This window comes from Hyphomicrobiales bacterium, from assembly GCA_017642935.1.
GTDB lineage: Bacteria > Pseudomonadota > Alphaproteobacteria > Rhizobiales > MH13 > MH13.
The window spans coordinates 1,429,683-1,448,198 of sequence record JAEPOK010000002.1 but is presented as its reverse complement, the minus strand read 5'-3'; the positions used below and the strand labels follow the sequence as shown (position 1 = coordinate 1,448,198).

At 58.5% G+C, this 18,516-nt stretch carries 9 protein-coding genes; 3 read left to right on the top strand and 6 right to left on the bottom strand.

The window, feature by feature from the left end:
• Positions 1-1,214: 1,214 nt before the first annotated feature.
• Positions 1,215-2,729, bottom strand: coding sequence for a hypothetical protein (locus JJ917_16230; protein ID MBO6700377.1), 1,515 nt, complete (start codon positions 2,727-2,729; stop codon positions 1,215-1,217).
• A gap of 6 nt (positions 2,730-2,735) precedes the next feature.
• Positions 2,736-3,419 carry a hemerythrin domain-containing protein gene (locus tag JJ917_16225; GenBank protein ID MBO6700376.1) on the bottom strand — a complete coding sequence of 228 codons (684 nt, stop codon included), beginning with the start codon at positions 3,417-3,419 and terminating at the stop codon, positions 2,736-2,738.
• Between JJ917_16225 and JJ917_16220 the strand changes: the two genes are divergently transcribed.
• Positions 3,303-4,133, top strand: a complete 831-nt coding sequence (locus tag JJ917_16220) for a class II glutamine amidotransferase (protein MBO6700375.1) — start codon at positions 3,303-3,305, stop codon at positions 4,131-4,133. The genes JJ917_16225 and JJ917_16220 overlap by 117 nt on opposite strands.
• A gap of 3 nt (positions 4,134-4,136) precedes the next feature.
• Positions 4,137-5,159, top strand: coding sequence for a hypothetical protein (locus JJ917_16215; protein ID MBO6700374.1), 1,023 nt, complete (start codon positions 4,137-4,139; stop codon positions 5,157-5,159).
• A gap of 6 nt (positions 5,160-5,165) precedes the next feature.
• Here the strand turns inward: JJ917_16215 and JJ917_16210 are convergent, their stop codons facing one another.
• Entirely contained in the window at positions 5,166-6,152 is a 987-nt protein-coding gene (locus JJ917_16210) for a ribose-phosphate pyrophosphokinase (GenBank protein ID MBO6700373.1), read from the bottom strand.
• Positions 6,153-6,313: 161 nt separating this feature from the next.
• On the opposite strand from JJ917_16210, the gene JJ917_16205 reads away from it, so the two are divergent.
• A complete protein-coding gene (locus JJ917_16205; protein ID MBO6700372.1) occupies positions 6,314-7,192 on the top strand; it encodes a UTP--glucose-1-phosphate uridylyltransferase in 879 nt (292 codons plus the stop codon).
• Between the two features lie 4 nt (positions 7,193-7,196).
• On the opposite strand, the gene JJ917_16200 is transcribed toward JJ917_16205, so the two are convergent.
• The 3 genes from JJ917_16200 to JJ917_16190 form a co-directional block, all read right to left on the bottom strand.
• Positions 7,197-15,665 carry a cellobiose phosphorylase gene (locus tag JJ917_16200; GenBank protein MBO6700371.1) on the bottom strand — a complete coding sequence of 2,823 codons (8,469 nt, stop codon included), beginning with the start codon at positions 15,663-15,665 and terminating at the stop codon, positions 7,197-7,199.
• On the bottom strand, positions 15,662-16,654 hold the full coding sequence (locus JJ917_16195) for a universal stress protein (GenBank protein MBO6700370.1): 993 nt from the start codon (positions 16,652-16,654) through the stop codon (positions 15,662-15,664). Before JJ917_16195 ends, JJ917_16200 begins: the two co-directional genes overlap by 4 nt.
• A gap of 653 nt (positions 16,655-17,307) precedes the next feature.
• Positions 17,308-18,516 (bottom strand): ABC transporter permease, encoded by a 1,209-nt coding sequence (locus tag JJ917_16190; protein MBO6700369.1) that lies wholly within the window; start codon positions 18,514-18,516, stop codon positions 17,308-17,310.

Genomic DNA, 18,516 nt, shown 5'->3' with positions numbered 1-18,516 from the left:
CCGCTCCTGTTGGTGACAGGCTCAGTCTAACGACCAGCCTGCGCTGAGGGAGCAGTCGGTCCATCCCATTAGCGGACGTAAGCAAATGACGACAACACGAACGAAGCCACCGTTCGAACTGATCGAAGCATTGACTGCCTAAATCACATACTGACCAATGTTACACTTCGGCTAAAACGTTTCTTCGCTTGAGGGAACGAGTTTGAATGAAAACGCCAGATGGGCATTTATCACCGCGCTTGACGACGAACTGTTGAAGGGCGGTGCTACCATGTCGGAATGGTGCGCCTTCATCGTTCGCGATTGCGATTATGCCTTCGTCGGTGGCGCAAACCTAGCAACCGGAATATCCGCTACCGCCGCAATCGAAACGTATCTTCGTGCCGAGTATGCAGGTGGAAAGCGTATTCGCCTTGCTGATTTGATTGATAGCGCGCCTTTCCAACAAGGACTTCGAGAAGCCCAAAATCCAATATCTGGAAACGGAAACACCACCACATGGTGTTCAGAACCAAGATCGCATTGGAAATGCCGAGGGGCGAGGCCACGGTCGGCAAGTTGGTATGTGTGTCTGGTCAGCATCGTGTGCGTAAGAAGGATTACTCGACTTTTCTGTTAATCGACGCCCCTCGTCGGCCTCCAAAGTGCTGCCACGTCGAACTGGTCAATTGGAAGGTCCGTCTATTCCTGGGGCAAGGCCGCGAAATCAAGACCTGGGATCAAAGTCCTAGCTGAGCCGGCTGGACTAGAACATAATACCGGCGGCCTGATCGAGCTGGCTACAAGTACCGCTCCCTAGAACGCACTCCAGCCGTGGGTCTTGAGGGTTCCCAGCGGAGGACGAAGACATCGCAACCAAGACTTTGGCTATTTGCCACGCTTCGGCAATGGGCCATCGAGTCTCAGCTGGCCAACTGGCGTATTGAAGGATCCATTGCAAGGCTTGCGCCAAAAATTCCGGTCGACGAAGCCTTAGCGTCGTTCCCCATAGTGACCAAGACCGGCTCAATCCAGTCAATGATAGTCAACGCATTTGAGTGCAACACCGTGCGCAGACGTTTTCGTATTAGCGCATTCAGACGCTTGACCATTGGCGGGCCGCCGACCTTGTTCGTTGTCACGCCTCTTGGCGGTTTTACAATGAGCTGTCGAAACAAAAATCGCCGAGACACTGATAGGTCGCCGCGACTCTGGCTGTTATCCAAAAGGCCCATTCATTGCATTGCTTCTACCTGATGGGGTGTTGTCGCCAATGCGGTGATCTGGTCGATCACCTCCAAAGCAAGTTCCTGGCTTCGCGATGTGCTGGCAGCCACAGCGAAGAAACTGACGCCACGTTCGCCCGGCCCGACCGGTTCGGTGAAGACGACGCCCTCCTTTGCCCCTGGCCGATAGATACTGGAACCAAGTTGTTCGATGAGAACATCAAAGTCTGGCAAGGCTAAGCCGGCAACCGGGCGCTGGACGATGACGCAATTGTGCGCTTGCAGATCTACGCCCAGTCTGGCTGCCAAGGTCATTGGAATGGAAACACCGCCCCAGCGGCCATTGCACTCAATCCAATGAAGATCGGCGCTCGAGAAGTCTTCGCCGACGATCAGAGCATCAAGGCTCAGTCGCCCGACATAGCCGAGACGCTGCACCAGGCTGGCGATCATCGTGGCCTCGTAGAGGATACGCGATTGCAAACGGTCAGGCAGCGCAAGCGAAGTGGCCCCAATGAACTGCTGGCGCTCCCCCTCGAGCGTCTGATCAAACAGCCCCTCAATGATCGGAGCGGCATGCAAACTCTCGGGCAACCACATCTGCACCGAGGGGCTGGATAAGGCGCCCGTCTCCCAAACTCCAACCAGAATTGGATAGCGACCAGTCCAACCCACAGCCTCCAACTGCTGCAAAAGGAGGGCCTTGAGTGCACCGACAGACGTTTGCCGAACATTGCCTGCGTCGAACGCGATATTGCCCATGGAGCCGGCACTGGAAGGCAATTTGACGACAACGCGCGAATGCTTGCGGGACAGCTTTCGCATATAGACCGCTGCCGCGGCCGGCCCGAAGACGGAGAAGGTTGGTGGCAAAGCCTGTATGCCTAGGAGCTGGCGAACCTGCGTCGAAAACCAGAGCTTATCATTGACACGCCGTGCCAATTTGGGCGGGGGACAACAGGCACGGACGGGCACGCCAGTGCGGCGTGCAATATCGGCTGCCAGCAACCAGCTGTGGCCAGAGGAAAGGTAAGGCAAGATGTTGAAACCACCCGCATTGGCGGCAACTTCGCACAACCTGTCGAGGGCCTTGGCATCGCGTCGGCAGGCGTTGGCCAACGCATCCGGTGCTCCGGGATTGCCACGATCCACTTGCAGGACATGCGGCGACGCAAGCCCGAGCACCTGATCGACATAGCATTCATACGCCGGCAAACGCTCCCGCGACAAAACAAATACATCGCCGGCACGCGCTAGCCCGTAAGATCGGTACTCGTACAAGGGAACGCTCTCTTGCGGCATCAAATCGATGGCGCGATGGTCCTCGAGGACGGCCATCGGTGCATCGAGATAGCCGGATGCGATATCGGAACCAAACCTGGCCGCCGGTGGTAAAAACGCTCCGCTGCGCACACAACTGCCATACTGTGTGGCAATGCGCGCCCGGTCGCGGTCATCAAGGGTGATCTGGGCGCGGCGGTGCAATGGCCATGGAAACTGTCGGTTGGCGGCCCGTGCGTTCATCGACGCCTAGTCAGCCCTCGACTGTTGTTTGCTTTCTGCCAATTCTGACCAGCGTGGTGCCTTCCGTCTCCAGCTTTCCAAACGAGCATAGAGGGACTCCATCTCCTCCTCGCTGACGCCGCCAAGCGCCCCGAACAACTCGCCACATTCAGAAACATGGTGTTCCATTTCGCGCACGCCCGACAACAATCTGTCTTTGACATCTGTGCTGATGGGAGCGTCCGCGTTCAACGCGACGACATCGGCAAGAGTCCGCGCGCCGTCGGCGTGTTCGGCATACATTTTCTCGACTTCAGCTTTTGAAAGAAAAACCTTTAAGGCTGGGTAGAAATCGTATTCCTCAAAGGCAATGTGGGCGCCGACATCCCAATCCAACTGGTCTGCAAGTGCCTTTGCCCGAGCAGCGTCGCCGCCAGAGATCGCCATCTCCATATCGTATAAGCCACGGCCGAGGATGGCGTGGTCTTTGCGAAATGCCTCGAACAAACGTTGTTTGATATTGGTCATGATCATCCAGCTTTGCAGGCCCATGGTAGGGGGAGCAACGATGCCAAAATTGACCTGGATCAGAGCATGTGCCGCCTGTATGGATTCATCGCCAGCGAACCCACCAAGGTTGAGTGCACGCTGGTGCATTCGCAAAACGCGCTGATGTCCCAAAGCCGAAGCGACCTTGGCGGCTACAGCCATTCGCACGGTTGGGGCGTGGCAACTTTTGGCGGCGATGGTCCGGACGTCGAGCGCCAGGCCTGGGCGGCCTATCACGGTGAGCATTTTGAGCGGGCTGCGGCGCGCGCCTATGCCACGCTGGTCCTTGCCCATGTTCGCCGGGCAACGGTCGGCGGCACCGATCTGCATAACACCCACCCCTTTGTCGAAGGACGATGGACGTTTACCCACAACGGCACAGTACCAGGATTTGCGCAGATGCGCGACGAAATGGCGGCGCGATTGAGCCCGAAGCATCGCGACGCGATCAAAGGCGTGACAGACAGTGAGCATGTGTTTCGTCTGTTTCTCACGCGCGCCGACGAAGGCGCGATTGATCCTCACGGCGATATGGTTGCTGCTCTGCGGGCCTTGGCATGCGAGGTTACCGAGCTTGCTGAAACGGCCGCCCCTGGCAAGCCGCTGGGGCTGAATATGATGATCACCGACGGCGAGCGACTATTTGGAACACGCATCAATCGCGGGCTCTGTTTTGTTGATCGCCTCGGTGTTTATGACTGCGAAATTTGCGGCTTTCCGCACATCCACCATGATCCCAAGCGCGACTACCGGGCGATTGTCGTGGCGTCCGAGCCGCTGACCCATGAGGCGTGGACCGACATTCCCAACCATTCGATTTGGGAAGCCAATCTCACGACTGGTCTGCACATTTATCCGCTACTGATGAGCGGCTGATCCATGTGTGAACGGCCAATCGCCGAGCAGGATCAGGGCGACCATGCGGCGGCCATGGCGTTCCTCTCCGACCGGCATTCCTATGCGCACCGGCCAGCGCAGGTGGAGGTCGTCGAAACCCATACTTCGCATGTCTTTGTGGCGGGCGATTTGGTCTACAAGACGAAGAAGCCGATCCAACTGAGTTTCGTCGATTATGGCCCGCTGAAAGCTAGGCGGCAAAGCTGTGAGCGTGAGGTTTCACTCAACCAGGCCCTGGCACCTGGAGTTTATTTGAAGAGCCTTCCGGTGCTACGCCCGACCGACGGTTCGCTTGCCTTTGAGGGCGAGGGTGTGCCTGTCGAGTGGGTTGTGTTGATGCGACGGCTCGACACGAGCCGGCTCTTGGACAATCGTTGCCAAATGCAGTCCGTTCGCCCGGATGACATTGAAAGGATTTGCGATCGACTGGCTGCGTTTTACCGCACAGCACCACGCAGTTACCTCACCGACACAGAACTGATCGCAACATACCAACGCAACATCGCGCTCGCCACCAGGTCCCTGAACGACCCAGTCTTCGAACTACCATCAGGCTTGGTGCAACCGCCGCTCGACGCGCTCCGTCAATTCTTGCGCGATCGTTCGAACCTCTTGACTGACCGGCTGGCACAGGGTCGGATCGTCGACGGCCATGGCGATCTGCGGCCGGAGCATGTCTATCTCGGCCCGCCAACCCTGGTGATCGATCGCTTGGAGTTTGATGATCGTTTGCGGCAGGTCGATCCCTTCGATGAAATCGCGCTTCTCAGCCTGGAATGCGAACGCTTGGAGTGCCCATGGATCGGCGATCAGCTTCATGCAGGCTTGGAAAAACGGTTGGACGATGATGTGCCACCGCAGCTCAAAGAGTTTTATCGGACTATCCGCGCATGCATGCGCGCGCGTCTGTCGATCGAGCATTTGCGCGATGCCAAGCCACGCCAACCCGAGCGATGGCCAGCGCTGGCGCGTGACTATCTGCGCCTGGCAACCCCATCGCGATAGGATGTTTTAGCTGTAAGCCAACAAGGCGCCGACGTCGCCACCCTCATGCAGCCGGGCAACGATGTCTGCCAACAAACCGGCAACGGACAGCACGGTTAGGTTGGGATTATCTTGCAACTTCGCTGGCAACGGCACCGTGTCACTGACGATCAGTTCATCTGGTCCTTCAGAACCAATCAGCGAGCTTTGGGCGGTAAAAAGCCCATGGGTTGCCGAGGCCAGAATGCGTGCTGCTCCAGCCTCTCGACAGGCTTTGATGGCGCGCAGCATCGTTCCACCGCTGCTAACGATGTCATCGACGATGACCACTGTGCGTCCTGCGACATCGCCAGCAAAAAGCGATCCAGAAATCGCGCCTTCGCTGCGATGCTTGTCGATGATGGCCTTGGTGACCGGATGCTGGAAGCGCTGCTGCAAGGCCTGACGCACCACCTCCGCACGCTTGGCTCCACCAGCGTCAGGCGCCATCACCGTAAACGATGTCTGATCTGAACGCTTCTCAATGTGATCAGCCAGCAAAGGTGCCGTCACCGCATGAATGGTTCGACAGCCTCGGAAGGCGTTTTCGAACGCGCTGACGTTGTGGACATCGACAGTGACGATCCGGTCCAGTCCAACGCTTTCAAAAAGCTGCGCAACATAGCGAGAGGAAACGGGATCATGCGGCTTTGTCCTGCGGTCTTTCCGGCTGTAGGCCAGATAGGGGCAAATAGCTGTTACGTTTTTAGCGCCCGCATCCTTCAAGGTCGCAATGAAGAAGAGCAGTCGGACGAGTTTGTCATTGGTTGAGGTGCCCGGCTGCCCGTGTAGCGAATGCAGCACATATACATCGCAGCCTCCAATCTGCTGCAAAGGTCGGGCCTTATGTTCGCCATCGCCGAAGTCGCGCTCTTCATGCGGCGCTCGCAACTGGCCAAGCCGGGCACAAATCGCATCGCCCAAATGGTCGCTGCCATTGAGAGCAAAAAACACAAGATCATCGGGATTGGGCATGGCAGTCCATGGTCAAAGGGCAGACGGGCCGATCACTGCATGCGGCGCCGCGACCAAGGTTGATCGGCATCAAGGAAGGGATTTGTAGCGTTCACCAACTTTACCTGCGTCAGCATTCAGCTGTGATCGCGCTTCCTGCTCAAGAGTGATACAAAGCAATCATGCATCCTCCCGTCCGCACAGCGATTTTTCCAGTGGCCGGCCTTGGCACGCGGTTCATGCCAGCAACCAAGGGTACGCCGAAAGAACTGCTGCCGGTGATCGATACACCTCTGATCCAGTACGCCATCGACGAAGCACGCGAGGTCGGTGTGGAACGCATGATCTTTGTCAGCCATCCCTCCAAGGCTGCGATCAAGCACTATGTGATGGATGATGCGGATTTACGTTCCATCCTTGTTGAACATGGAAAGCCGGCCCTGGCCCATGAACTAGAAGAGGCTGCGCTTGATACACGCGATTGCGAGGTGGTGTTTGTCATGCAGCCCGACCCGCTGGGGCTGGGCGATGCTGTCTTGCGCGCAGGCCCGCAGACTTTGGATGGTCCGGTTGCCGTTGTTCTGCCAGATGACTTGATCCTGGGAAAACCAGGCTGTCTGCGCGAAATGATTGATGCCTATGCCGATTGCGAAGCCGGGCATTTGATCGCGGTAATGGAGGTGCCCAGAGCATCAACTGCCCAGTACGGCATCCTGGATGTGACTGCGCAAAAGGATCGTTTTGTTTACGCAAGCGGCGTCATCGAGAAGCCGAAACCGGAGGTTGCACCCTCACAAATGGCGGTTGTCGGCCGCTACATCCTTGATCCGGCGGTATTCGACGCGTTGGAACGGACGCAGCCCGGCGCGGGAGGGGAGATTCAACTCACTGACGCCATCACCCAAAGTGCTGGCAAGGTCGGTGTTGCGGGCTATCGGTTTTCCGGACGGCGGTTCGATTGCGGGTCCAAGCCCGGCATGCTGGCCGCAACGCTCTATCTCGCCAAGGACGATCCAGCCTATGCCGAGGTTTTCGATGAGTATTTGAAGCCGAAGCCCTAACCGGTCAAGCCGGTTCGATTGCGGCATGAACATTTACCTCGGCAAGCTTCACCAGAACGCGGCTTGTATGGCCCTTACCGGGATAGGGCACCGTTTCTTTTTTCCAGGGCTGACCATCAACGATCGTCTCGACTTGACCTTGATTCACGTTTGCATCGCGCATGATCAATATCTCCAGGCGCCCATTGGGCCCGTCCAGCCTCGCTTCGGCGTCCGGCCAGTCAGGCGGCAGGCACGGGTCGATCCGTATATCACCATCCTCAGGGGTGATGCCCAAAAGGCCAGCAACGGCCAACTGCCATGCCCAGCCGGCAGCGCCGGTGTACCAGGACCAGCCACCCTGACCGATCCGATTGCCGGCGCCTGAAACGTCGCCGGTGAGCACATAAGGCTCCCGGCGATAGTGATCGGCATCGCTTTGGCTCGCCGCACGCCGAATGGGGTTGATGATGTCGAATACCTCATGGGCGCGCTCGCCATCGCCCGAGGCAACATAGGCCGCACCCAGCCAGGTCGCAGCGTGGGTATACTGCCCACCATTCTCACGGATCCCCGGCGGATAGGCCTTGATGTAGCCTGGATCGCGCGCGGTTTGATCGAATGGCGGCGTCAACAATCGAACAAGCCGGGCGGGTCGATCGACAAGTTTTTCTCCAACTGAGAGCAAGGCCTGCCTCGCCCGATCATCCGGCGGCGCGCCATGGAGTACCGACCAAGCCTGGGCGATAAGGTCAATTTGGCACTCGTCGTTGGTGTGCGATCCCCATGGCAGACCCTCATCATCAAAGGCTCGGACATACCATTGACCGTCCCATCCATGTTCTGCCACGGCCTCGCGCAGGCTGGCGGCGTGGTCCTCCCAACGCTTAGCGTCCTCGTGATGGTCAGCCTTTCTCGCATGGGGAGCAAACAGACCGACAGTGGCGATCTGAAACCAGGTCAGCCACGTGCTTTCGCCCAGCCCTTTGTCGCCGACCCGATCCATCCCGTCATTCCAATCGCCAGCTCCGATGAGCGCAATCCCGTGTGGGCCGGTGGCCATCATTCGATCCAGTGCTCGCGCGCAATGCTCATAAAGCGGCGCGGTCTGGCCAGTTTCAAACAAGGCATAGCGATCGTGCTCGTCGGGTTCTAACTCATCGGCCGTCAGGAAAGGAACCTGCTCGTCCAGAATGGTGGTATCGCCTGTCGCCTTTATGTAGCGGGCCGTTACATAGACCAGCCAAAGATAATCGTCTGAACAGCGGGTTTTCACGCCGCGCCCGGCCGGCGGATGCCACCAATGCAACGCATCACCGGTCTCGAACTGATAGCGCGCGGCCAGAAGGATGTGCTGGCGCGCACGTGCCGGATCGCCATGCAACAGTGCCAGCACGTCCTGAAGCTGATCGCGGAAGCCATAGGCGCCACCAGCTTGATAGAAGCCCGCTCGTGCCATGATCCGTGAGGACATGTTTTGGTAGGGCAGCCATCGGTTCACCATCAAATCAAGTGCTGGATCAGGCGTTTTGATCTGGACGGCTGCAAGTCGCTCTCGCCATGTTTTTTGCAAGGCGCGCTGGGCACGTTCCGCCTCTGCAGGATCGCGCCATTTTGTGACGGCCTCAGCCAGATCGGCTTGGTGGGCAACGGCGCCGAGTGCGAAGACGACTTCTACGGTTTGCTCGGCGGCGATGTCCAAGTGCACCTGATAGGCGGCGCAGGAATCACCGCCTGGCGTGAAACGCCCACCAAGGTCCCAGCGACGCAGCCCATCGGGATCATGCACGTCGCCCTCGCGACCCAGAAAATCAGAACGGTCGCCCGTCATGCTGCGCGGTTCCAAGGATGCGATCAAATAGGCAACACGATCGCCAAATTCCGGGTTCCAGCGGTTGCGCGCTATGATCGCCTTCAGGACGGGATCAAAGTGGTTGGTGATATGGGGCTTGGCGACACTGCTCATGGCGCCCAGCATCCACTCAGCGTAGTAGGTCGCTGAAACACGCCGCGGCCGCCTGGTGCGGTTGGTCAGCCGCAAGCGAACAAGCTTGACCGATGCATCGACCGGTACGAAAGCCAGCATCTCTTGCTCAAGGCCATGACTGTTCTGTCGCCACTGCGCTTGGCCGGCGTCATGGCGTATCTGGCAAACCGCGTCATGTCCCAACGGTGCGGGTGTCGTCGTCCAGACCTCGCCGCTGGCCTGGTCACGCAGATAGAGCACTTCACTGGGTGTGTTTGCGACGGGATCGTTGGCCCATGGGGTCAGCCGAAACTCTCCACTGTTGATCGCCCAGCTGGCTCCCAACCCCGCTTCGCTGACGAGGCAGCCGAAATCGTCATTGGCCAAGATATTGCACCAGGGCGCTGGCAAATGTTCGCCGGGGCCAAGGTGCATGATGTAGTCACCAGTATCGGGTTCAAAACCACCATAACCATTGTCGAATAACAGGCCATCCGGTCGCTCCAGCGTGGGGAGGGCTTCGTAGCTTGGTGGCTGTCCAGGATCAAAGCGCGGCGATGGAATGCGGGTTTCCAAGGCATGATCAAGAATCTCGCGCAAGGTCAGGTGTTCATCGCTCAAGACGATATGTGCCGCCGCCTCCATGCCACGTCTCAGGCCCGCATCCATTTGATCGGAAGCCAAGAGGTGAATACCACCTCGTTTGCCGAGAACGCTGTCGGCGTGCGTCTTGCGCAGAATGGAGAGGACCTGCTCGCGCAGAGGCTCCTCATAGCCAGAAACTGCATCGCGCAGAATAACCAGGTCGATTTCCAGACCAGTGCGCTGCCAGAGCCTTTGCGCCCGCACCAGTAAATCAAGCAGCGAGGGATCGCCAGCCTTGGCGACTTTTAGCAAAAAGATTGGCAGATCGCCGGATATTCCGAAGCGCCAGAGATCAGGCTGACCATGCCACGCATCGGCATCCTTTGGCGGTGTACCGCGCAGCGTTGGGCTGGCATGGGTCAACAGCGAGGAAAGCCCTTGCAGCTCCGGCAGATGAAGGGGATCGATCTCAAGCTGCTGAACGGCACGTCCCGTCTCGAACAGCGCATCGCGGAAGGCGCGATCGATCGCTTCGGCCGGATAATCTCGCGCAATCCGCATCACCTCGCCCTGCGACGATCCCGCAATCGTGAGAAATGCCAGCTCCTTGGTCTCGGTCGGTTTCAGTTTCACTTGAATTTGTAGCGCCATGACCGGATCAAGCGTCCAACCATCGGTCTGGCTCAAACCCTGCTGCAAACCAATTGGCGGTAGGTTGCTCTGGTTGCGACCTAGAAAGCGTGCGCGGTCGGTTTCCCAAGCGTGGATGGCAAGTGCTGGATCATTGGAGACCATCCTATGCAGCAAGACAGGCGGCCGGGTTTCTGGACGGCGGGGGCGGCGCTCAAAGAGCAACGCATTGTCTTGCTCCAAAAAAGTGCTTCGAACGAAAAGCTTGCTGAAAGCAGGATGGCGCTCATCGTCCATGGGCGGCGCCAAAACCACTTCGGCATAGCTGGTCAGATCGATGGTGCGGTCCCTGTCGCTTTCATTGACCAACGTCACGCGGCGGATTTCCACATCGTCAAACGGCGCGACCGTGACATCCATGCGCGCAACCATCCCATCGTGGCGGCGCAATACCTCGACCATGTGCTGATGGAACACGCATTTGCCCTGGTTGGGATCCTGCCCGGTTGGTGCTGCGCCCAGCGACCAAAGATCATCGCTTTGTCGATCTTGCAGGTAGAGCCAGTGACCATAGGCGGTGCGCGTTGAATCGGCCTGCCACCGAGTCAGTGCGTTTTGCTTCCAGGTCAGACCACCGCCGCCCGTGTCCGTGATCAGCGAGGACAGTCGTCCATTGCCCAATCTATGGGTTTGCGGCACGGCAAAATCGGGGGAAGGAACCCAGGGCGTAAGATCGGCGACTGGTCGTGTTTGCGCATGGCGTTCCAATGAGACTTCATCGGCACGACCACGCTCAATGGGGACATCCCATGGCACACGCTCCTGCAGCAACAGATCTATGGCCTGAACCGGTTTTTCGCTCAAAAAGTGGCGTACCAGAACGTCGTCGTTCAGCGCATTGACGATGGCAGACATCATCATGCCCTGGTGATGGGCCATGTAGGTTTGAACGGGGATGAAATCGCGTCCGGGAGCGGTTCTATCCGGCGTGAAATCCAACGCGTCATAGAAGCCGTAGCGGGTTAGCGCGCCAAGCTCAGACAGCGTCTCAAGATTGTCCGACGCGGACTCCGGCCAGCCGCAAAGCGCCAAAGCAGAGCCGTACGGCGCGACCACCAAATCCTCTGTTAGCCCCCTGCGAATGCCAAGACCCGGCACACCGAATGCACGGTACTGATACGTTCCTTGCGCATCGGTCACGCCGAAGGCGGATTCAGAAATGCCCCAAGGCACATTGCGTTGGTGGGCATAAGCGCGCTGAAATTCGACCGCCGTCAGCTCGCTCTCGCCTAACAGCGTATCGCGATAGCTCGGCAAAAACAGCGGTGGCATAAGATATTCGAACATCGATCCATTCCAAGACAGGATCGATGGTTTGCCGCGCAGACGCGTTATTGGCCGACTGAACGAAAACCAATGGTCGATGGGCGCATCATGCTTGGCGATGGCAAAATAGCTCGCCAGGCGCGCCTCGGTGGCCAGGAGATCGTAGTGGCTGCCATCCATCTGCGCGAGGCTGTGGTTGTAGCCGATGGTGAATAGCCGCACCGTCGGGTCATAAAGGAACGCAAAGTCCATGCCGTAGGCGATGCGCTCCGCCCGATCAGCCAGCGCGATGAGGTCGTCTCGCAGCTTTGCCTGGGCAGCCTGTCCCTGTTCGATAGAGTGATGAAGTTTGGTCAGCCAAGCCTGGGCCTCGTCACTTGCACGGCCTGCCTGGCTTTGGTGCGCGTGGATTGTGCCAAAGACTTGCCCGAGGGCTGGATCGCCATCGTCCCTCGGTGCTTCTGGGTGCAACAAGGCTGCGATCTCGTCAGCAACAGGCTCGATTTCAGCCGGCGCCTCTTCCAAGATGGTCAGCCATGGCAGGAAGGTCGCGGTGTCGCGCTCGATGGCGTGCAGATCGTGCTGAAACCGGTGCAGCCAGGTTGTGATGTCTATGATGTCTTGTTCCAGCGCATCGGGTGAGGCTTCGATGGCATCGCGCACCAACGTTTCAAGCTCGCGCCAACAGGGTCCTTTCAGTTTGGCGAGCGCCGTCGTCCAAATGAGCGGCGACGCCTTTGCCTCCTCGACCAAGCCTCGGATCGTGCGGACGTTTTGCTCAAGGCTGCCAGCATCATGCTTGGGCAAGGCACTCATCGCCTGCACCAGAAGATCAAGCGTCGTATCCAGACAGCCAAAACAGGCACCGCCAATGGCCGGCTTCTCAGAAAGCTCCAAACAGCCTTGTTTGAGCGCAATCAGCGAGACGGCCAGATTGCCACTATCGACTGTCGACACATAGCGTGGTTCCAGCGGCTGAAGCGTTCGTGTGTCGTACCAATTGAGGATGTGGCCGCGATAGGTTTCTACCCTGCCAAGCGTTTCGATGGTGTTGCGGCAGCGCGCCAGAAAATCGCTTGTGGTGATGAAGCCCAAATCGCGAGCAGCAAGCGCTGAGACCAAGAACATCCCGATATTGGTCGGTGATGTGCGATGAGCGATCTCTTCCTTGTGGCCATGCTGATAATTGTCCGGCGGCAGCCAATGGTCATCGGGTCCAACGAAGGTCTCGAAAAAATGCCAAGTGCGTCGAGCGACTTGCGTGAGAAACCGGCGCTGTTTATCGTTGAGTGTCTCATTGCGGAAGCGCCTGGGCCGCGCACTCCAGACCGCAATCTCTGGTGCTAGAAACCAGAGAAGCAAGACCGGCGCAGCGGGCAGGAAATCCTGTGGATCGAAGAGTATGATCTGTGCGCCCTGGATCAGCGCCAGCACCGACGATGGCCACATCATGCGCCAGCAGGCCGCGCGGGTACCAAGGCGAGCAAACCTTGCCGATGCCGTTGCCGCCGACGTCCATTGCAGCAAGTTTTTGCGGCTCACCTGCGTGCGCCACAGCGTGGTGAGGATGGCATCGAGGGCGATCAGTGTATCGCTGACAAGAAAAACGACCGAAAAGAACCAGCGCCCGCTCTTGGCCCTGATCTGATGGACGGCATTGCCCAGAGCGCCGCGACGAACACCGGTGGTTGCGATGGCGAACAGTTCGCCGATCAAGTAGCTTCCCGGCGCGGCAACGGCCAGCAAAGTCCACACCAGCGCGCTGCCCGGCAACGCAATCCAAGCGGCTAGAAAAAACATCAACAGCGCGGGCGACATCAGGCTGCGGCGCAGATTGTCCAGAATTTTCCAGCGATCAAGCGCCGAGAGTGTTGTGGCTGTCTTTCCACCGTCGGCTGAAGGCACCTTGCGCCAGAGCCACGGTATCAGCTGCCAGTCGCCGCGTATCCAACGATGCTGACGCGCGGCATATTCCGGATAGGTCGCCGGCAGGTCTTCATACAAGACAAGGTTGCTGGCGAGCGCTGCGCGCCCGTGCAATCCTTCAAACAGATCGTGGCTGAGGATCCGATTTTCAGGTACGCGGCCAGCCAAGCTGCCATGCAAGGCTGCGATATCGTAGAGACCCTTGCCGACAAAAATGCCGGTGCCAAACAGGTCCTGGTACACATCCGAGACGGCTCGGCTGTAAATGTCCACTGCGGTATCGCCGCCATAAAGGTGCGCGAAATGCGTGTCCTTGCCGAGCTTGGGCAGGATCTCAATGCGCGGCTGCAATATGGCGTAGCCGGAGATCACCCGGCCGGTTTCCGGGTCTGTGACGGCTTGGTTCAGCGGATGGGCCATCATCCCAATCAAACGCGCAGCCGACTTCGGCGGCAATTGAGTGTCGGCATCCAGCGTTATTGCGTATCGCACGCCCGACAGGCTCGCCGTGTCGCCCTCCGCCAAAACAAATGCGTCGGTATCTTCGCCGAGAATCAGTTGGTTGAACTGTTCCAGCTTTCCGCGCTTTCGCTCCCACGCCATCCAGCAGCCTTCAGAGGCGTTGTAGGTTCGGCCGCGGTGCAGCAAGAGAAAGGGGGAGCGTTCGCCTTTGCCATTGAGCTGATTGAGTCGGGCGATCTTCGCGGTAAGGGCGCGTTCGATCTCAACATCCTCCGGCAGCGTCTGCGTTGTCGCATCCACCGGATCGGACAGAACCACAAAGCAAAGCGCAGGATCGGGGTTGGCCAGATGCAAGATCTCCAGCTTCTCGGCAATCTTGTCCACCTCGGCGGGCGAGTTAAGGATTACCGGCAGCACGATGGCGGTTGCGTGCTGCTCCGGAATGCCCTCCGAGAAATCCATCTCAGGCAGCGTCAAAGGGCGAGTCACCTTTGTGATCACCCAATGGGCCGCCCAGACGCTCAGGATGGTGGCGGGGAGAAGAGAGATCGCTATGCCGATCACCCATTGAACTAGGCTCGCATTCTGCGCCCACAGATAAGCAGATGGCAGCGCCAATGCGGCCAACACGCCAGTAATCAGTCCGGCGGCATAGAGTTTGCCACGGTGGCGGGCGAGCCGGCGGCGTAGACCAAGTGCCAGAGTTGGTCGATATCCCAATTCGGATTCAAACGTGCTGAGCCCATCACCGATCAACCAATACCCGACATGTGAATTGACCGGTTCGCCCCCTGCCCTCCGGCAAGTGCTCAAAACCAATTGGGCTACATCGACTTCGCTATGCTCGCTCCGCCGTGCCAACCTTTCGACGGCCTGGCGATAGCGGTTGCGGGTCTCAAAGGTCATGCTGGCATAGATGCCAGCTGGATCATCGCTCAGCGCAGCTTCAATCGGGCTGACCTGATCGACGAAGTCTTTCCATTCGATCCCATGGATTGCGATGAGGTTGGTTATGGCCCGCGCGATCTGATCGGTCGCGTCTTCGGCGCTTAGATCCTGGCCGTCAGTGCCTAGGCGTCCCTGCGGTGCAAGACTGCCATCGAGCGAGACAAAGGCGCTGATCAAACGCTCAAGACAGACCAGTCTGAGCAGCGAAGGCAGGGCCCAAAGCTCAGCATTCGTGAGGTGCACTCTTTGTTGATAGGCGCGAATGCATGCCGTCAGGAGGTCCAACGTCAGCTGTGGGTGAAGGCTGTCAAATACTACTTCTGACAAGGCATAGGCGCGCGGAACCTTAGCCTCTTGCGTGCTCTCCAACGCTGGGAGCTGGCGATAGAAGTTGAGCGGCAGGTCCTCTTGTACGCGGCGCAGGGCACGGGCGACGTGATAGTCGTTGTCCAGCAGCCAATCCGCAGCACGGGCATGCTCCTGCACTGGATCGCCACAATAGTGGCGCACTTTCGCCAGCCATCCGTCGAGCCCCGGCAAGGCACGGTAGCTGGCAACGACGGTCGGTTGATCAATGACGTCCTTGTGGCGCATAGCCAGCTCACGCAGTTCGTCCGGCGCGCCTACGCGCGATGCTTCCTCGCTGGTCATCCGTCGGTGCCGCTTGGTTGCCTAACGCCCTCAGAGGTCATGCCCAAAAAGGCACGGGCATCAGACCGGCTGCCATCATTGCGCACCAACAAGACCGGAACGTCGGCGCGACCAAGAATGAAACCGGCCACATCGCCGGCGGGAACATCGCTGTGCCCACTCTGTCCGTGTGTGGCCATGACTAGGAGGTCGACGGCTTCGCGATCCACTGCGGTCATCAGCGCCCGGCGGGCATCACCGTCGGTGATGATGTGCGTCGATATGTTCAGCCCATAAGGCGCCAAGCTGTTCTTCACCTTGGTGAGATGAGTCTGTCCGGCCAGTGTGTTTCTTTTTTGAACCTCGGAACTGAGCTTGGCTGCATCGCGATCGAGCATGCCAAACTCGGTTAGTCCAGGCGGAGGCGCTACATAGTAGAGGAGAAGCTCAGCGGCCTCCGCCTTGGCCAACGCAACGGCGGTTGGCAGCGCGCTCTCCGCCCGCGCCGAACCATCCAGCGGAACGAGGATTGTCTTGTAGCCATTGGGTTCAGGTGGAGGGGCGTCTTCAGGGATAACGAGAATCGCGGCGCTCCGTGATTCCAGAACACCGACGACCGTATCGCTCAATCGCCAACGCCCAGCACCGCGTGATCGGACGGCAGCCGCAATATGGCTTTGCCGATCGGCCATATGGGCAGCGATTTGGTCGATGCAGCTCCCCTCAAGAAGCTGCACTTTGGCGTCGCCGTTGGCAGGGTCAAGCGAGCGTGAAAGGCTCGCCAACCAGGCGTAGGTCTCCTGCTTGCTGATGTCCCAATCAACCGGATCAATAGGGCTCGCGGCGCGTTGGGGCGGAACCATGACGTGCGCAACGATGAGCTGACCGCCAAGAGCGTTCGAAATCCTCTGGGCGTGCTTGATCGCATCCGTCTTGCCAAGCGTTTCTTCGGCAAACACAATCACATCCGATGCATGAGCTGGCCTATCGGCGACGGGGTAATCGGCCATCCATTATGGCTCCCTTTTTCCGGTGTGCTTGGCGTCAATCAGAGCGCAAAAAGAGCCTGCCGGTAGACCTAAAGGCAGGTGAGAACGCCGGCCGGCTGATGGAACTGTGCCCAACTCGCTAAGCCTAGTCCGGCGCACATCAACTCGGTTGATGAAGATCAAGGTCAGGTGCCGCTGGGGAGGAGGCAGGTCGTCAAACGATGACAGGAAAGCTCGCGAGCGTGATCAGGCAATCCAAGATCACTGCGTGCCCAGGGAGGTGAATCTGGTTCGGCTGGACGGTTGACGTGTGGGCGCGCCAGGATGATCTGTCTCACCGGTGGACGCATAGAAGTGCGCTTCACCAGCGCCCGAAGATCAACAAGGGCCGGGTCTTTGAATTGCCCTTCTGGCAGTGCGACCCGGCTCCCCTTGCCTTTGATCAAGTCCAACAGCGTCTCTGCCAGTTCCCCTGGCTGTTCTGGAGACCCGAACTCATCGCTTTCCAAAACACCAGTTTAGGCCACGATGATACTGCTGTGGCTTTCGACAACGGTTCTGGCAATCTGCAGCTCAACACCATTCTCACGGACCAACCAAAAGAAACAGAGCGCGAGGCATCGAGAACGCTTGGACTTAGGTCAGTTTTTTCTTAGCTTCTCGTAGCAGTTGGATCACTCTCGGCGCAGCGCCTCGATCGGGTCCATTCGTGCTGCACGGCGGGCCGGAAAGTAGCCAAATACGACCCCAACAACAGCGGAAAAAGTGAACGCCATCACCACGATTCCGATATCCGGCGTGAAGGGGACGTTCAGCAAGTTTGACCCTACAAATGCCAGAGTAAGGCCGAGGACTACACCGATGAATCCACCGATCAGCGACAGGACAATCGCCTCGATCAGGAACTGGGTCAGAACCTGGCGGGCCTGTGCGCCGATGGCTAGTCGGATGCCAATCTCGCGTGTTCTCTCGGTGACTGACACAAGCATGATGTTCATGATCCCTATGCCCCCTACCAGGAGGCTGACAGCAGCGACTGCGGACAAGAGCCCGGTCAGCACAGCGGTGATGCCGGTCAGCATGGTGGCGATTTGTTCCATGTCCATCACGGAAAAATCGTCTTCCTCGCGTGGTCCGATCCGACGGATTTCGCGCATCAACAACTCAAGCTCTTGCGTGGCACGCTCCATCGAGACACCGTCGCGCACGGAAACAAACATCATTGTTACATCTGAGCTTCCTGCGATCCTGCGCTGGTATGCCCTTAGCGGCATAAGGATGAAATCATCCTGATCGCTCCCGAACGTCGAGGCGCCTTTCGATCGCACATGACCAATGACCTCGCAGGATAGCGACGCGACCCGGATCGCCTCGCCTATCGGATCGGACTGTCCAAACAGGGCCTCGCGCACCGTCTCACCCAATATGCACACGGATCGCCCGGATTGAATTTCCGAAGGATCGAACGTGCGCCCGCGTTCGATCTCCCATTCGGCGGCATCGAAATAGCGATTGTCGGTTCCGATGATATCGGTGCGCCGGCTTTCGTTGCCAAAAACGGCCCTCGCCCGGTTTGCTGCAATCGGCGCCGACAATTCTACGATGCCAAGTTGGGTTTCTACTTTGTTGTTATCGTCGAGCGTGAACATCGGATCGACGCTGCGGGCCCCGCGTTCGAACGCATCCTGCCCAGGCATGATCAACAAAACATTGCTGCCAAGCTTCTCGACATCTGTTGTCACTTGCTCCGCCGAGCCCTGTCCGATGATGACCATCGCGATGACGGCGGCCACGCCAATGACCACACCCAGAACCGTCAGAAACGATCTGAGTGCGTTTCGGAAGATCGCCTGCACAGCAAGGATGATCGTCTCCCAAAGCAT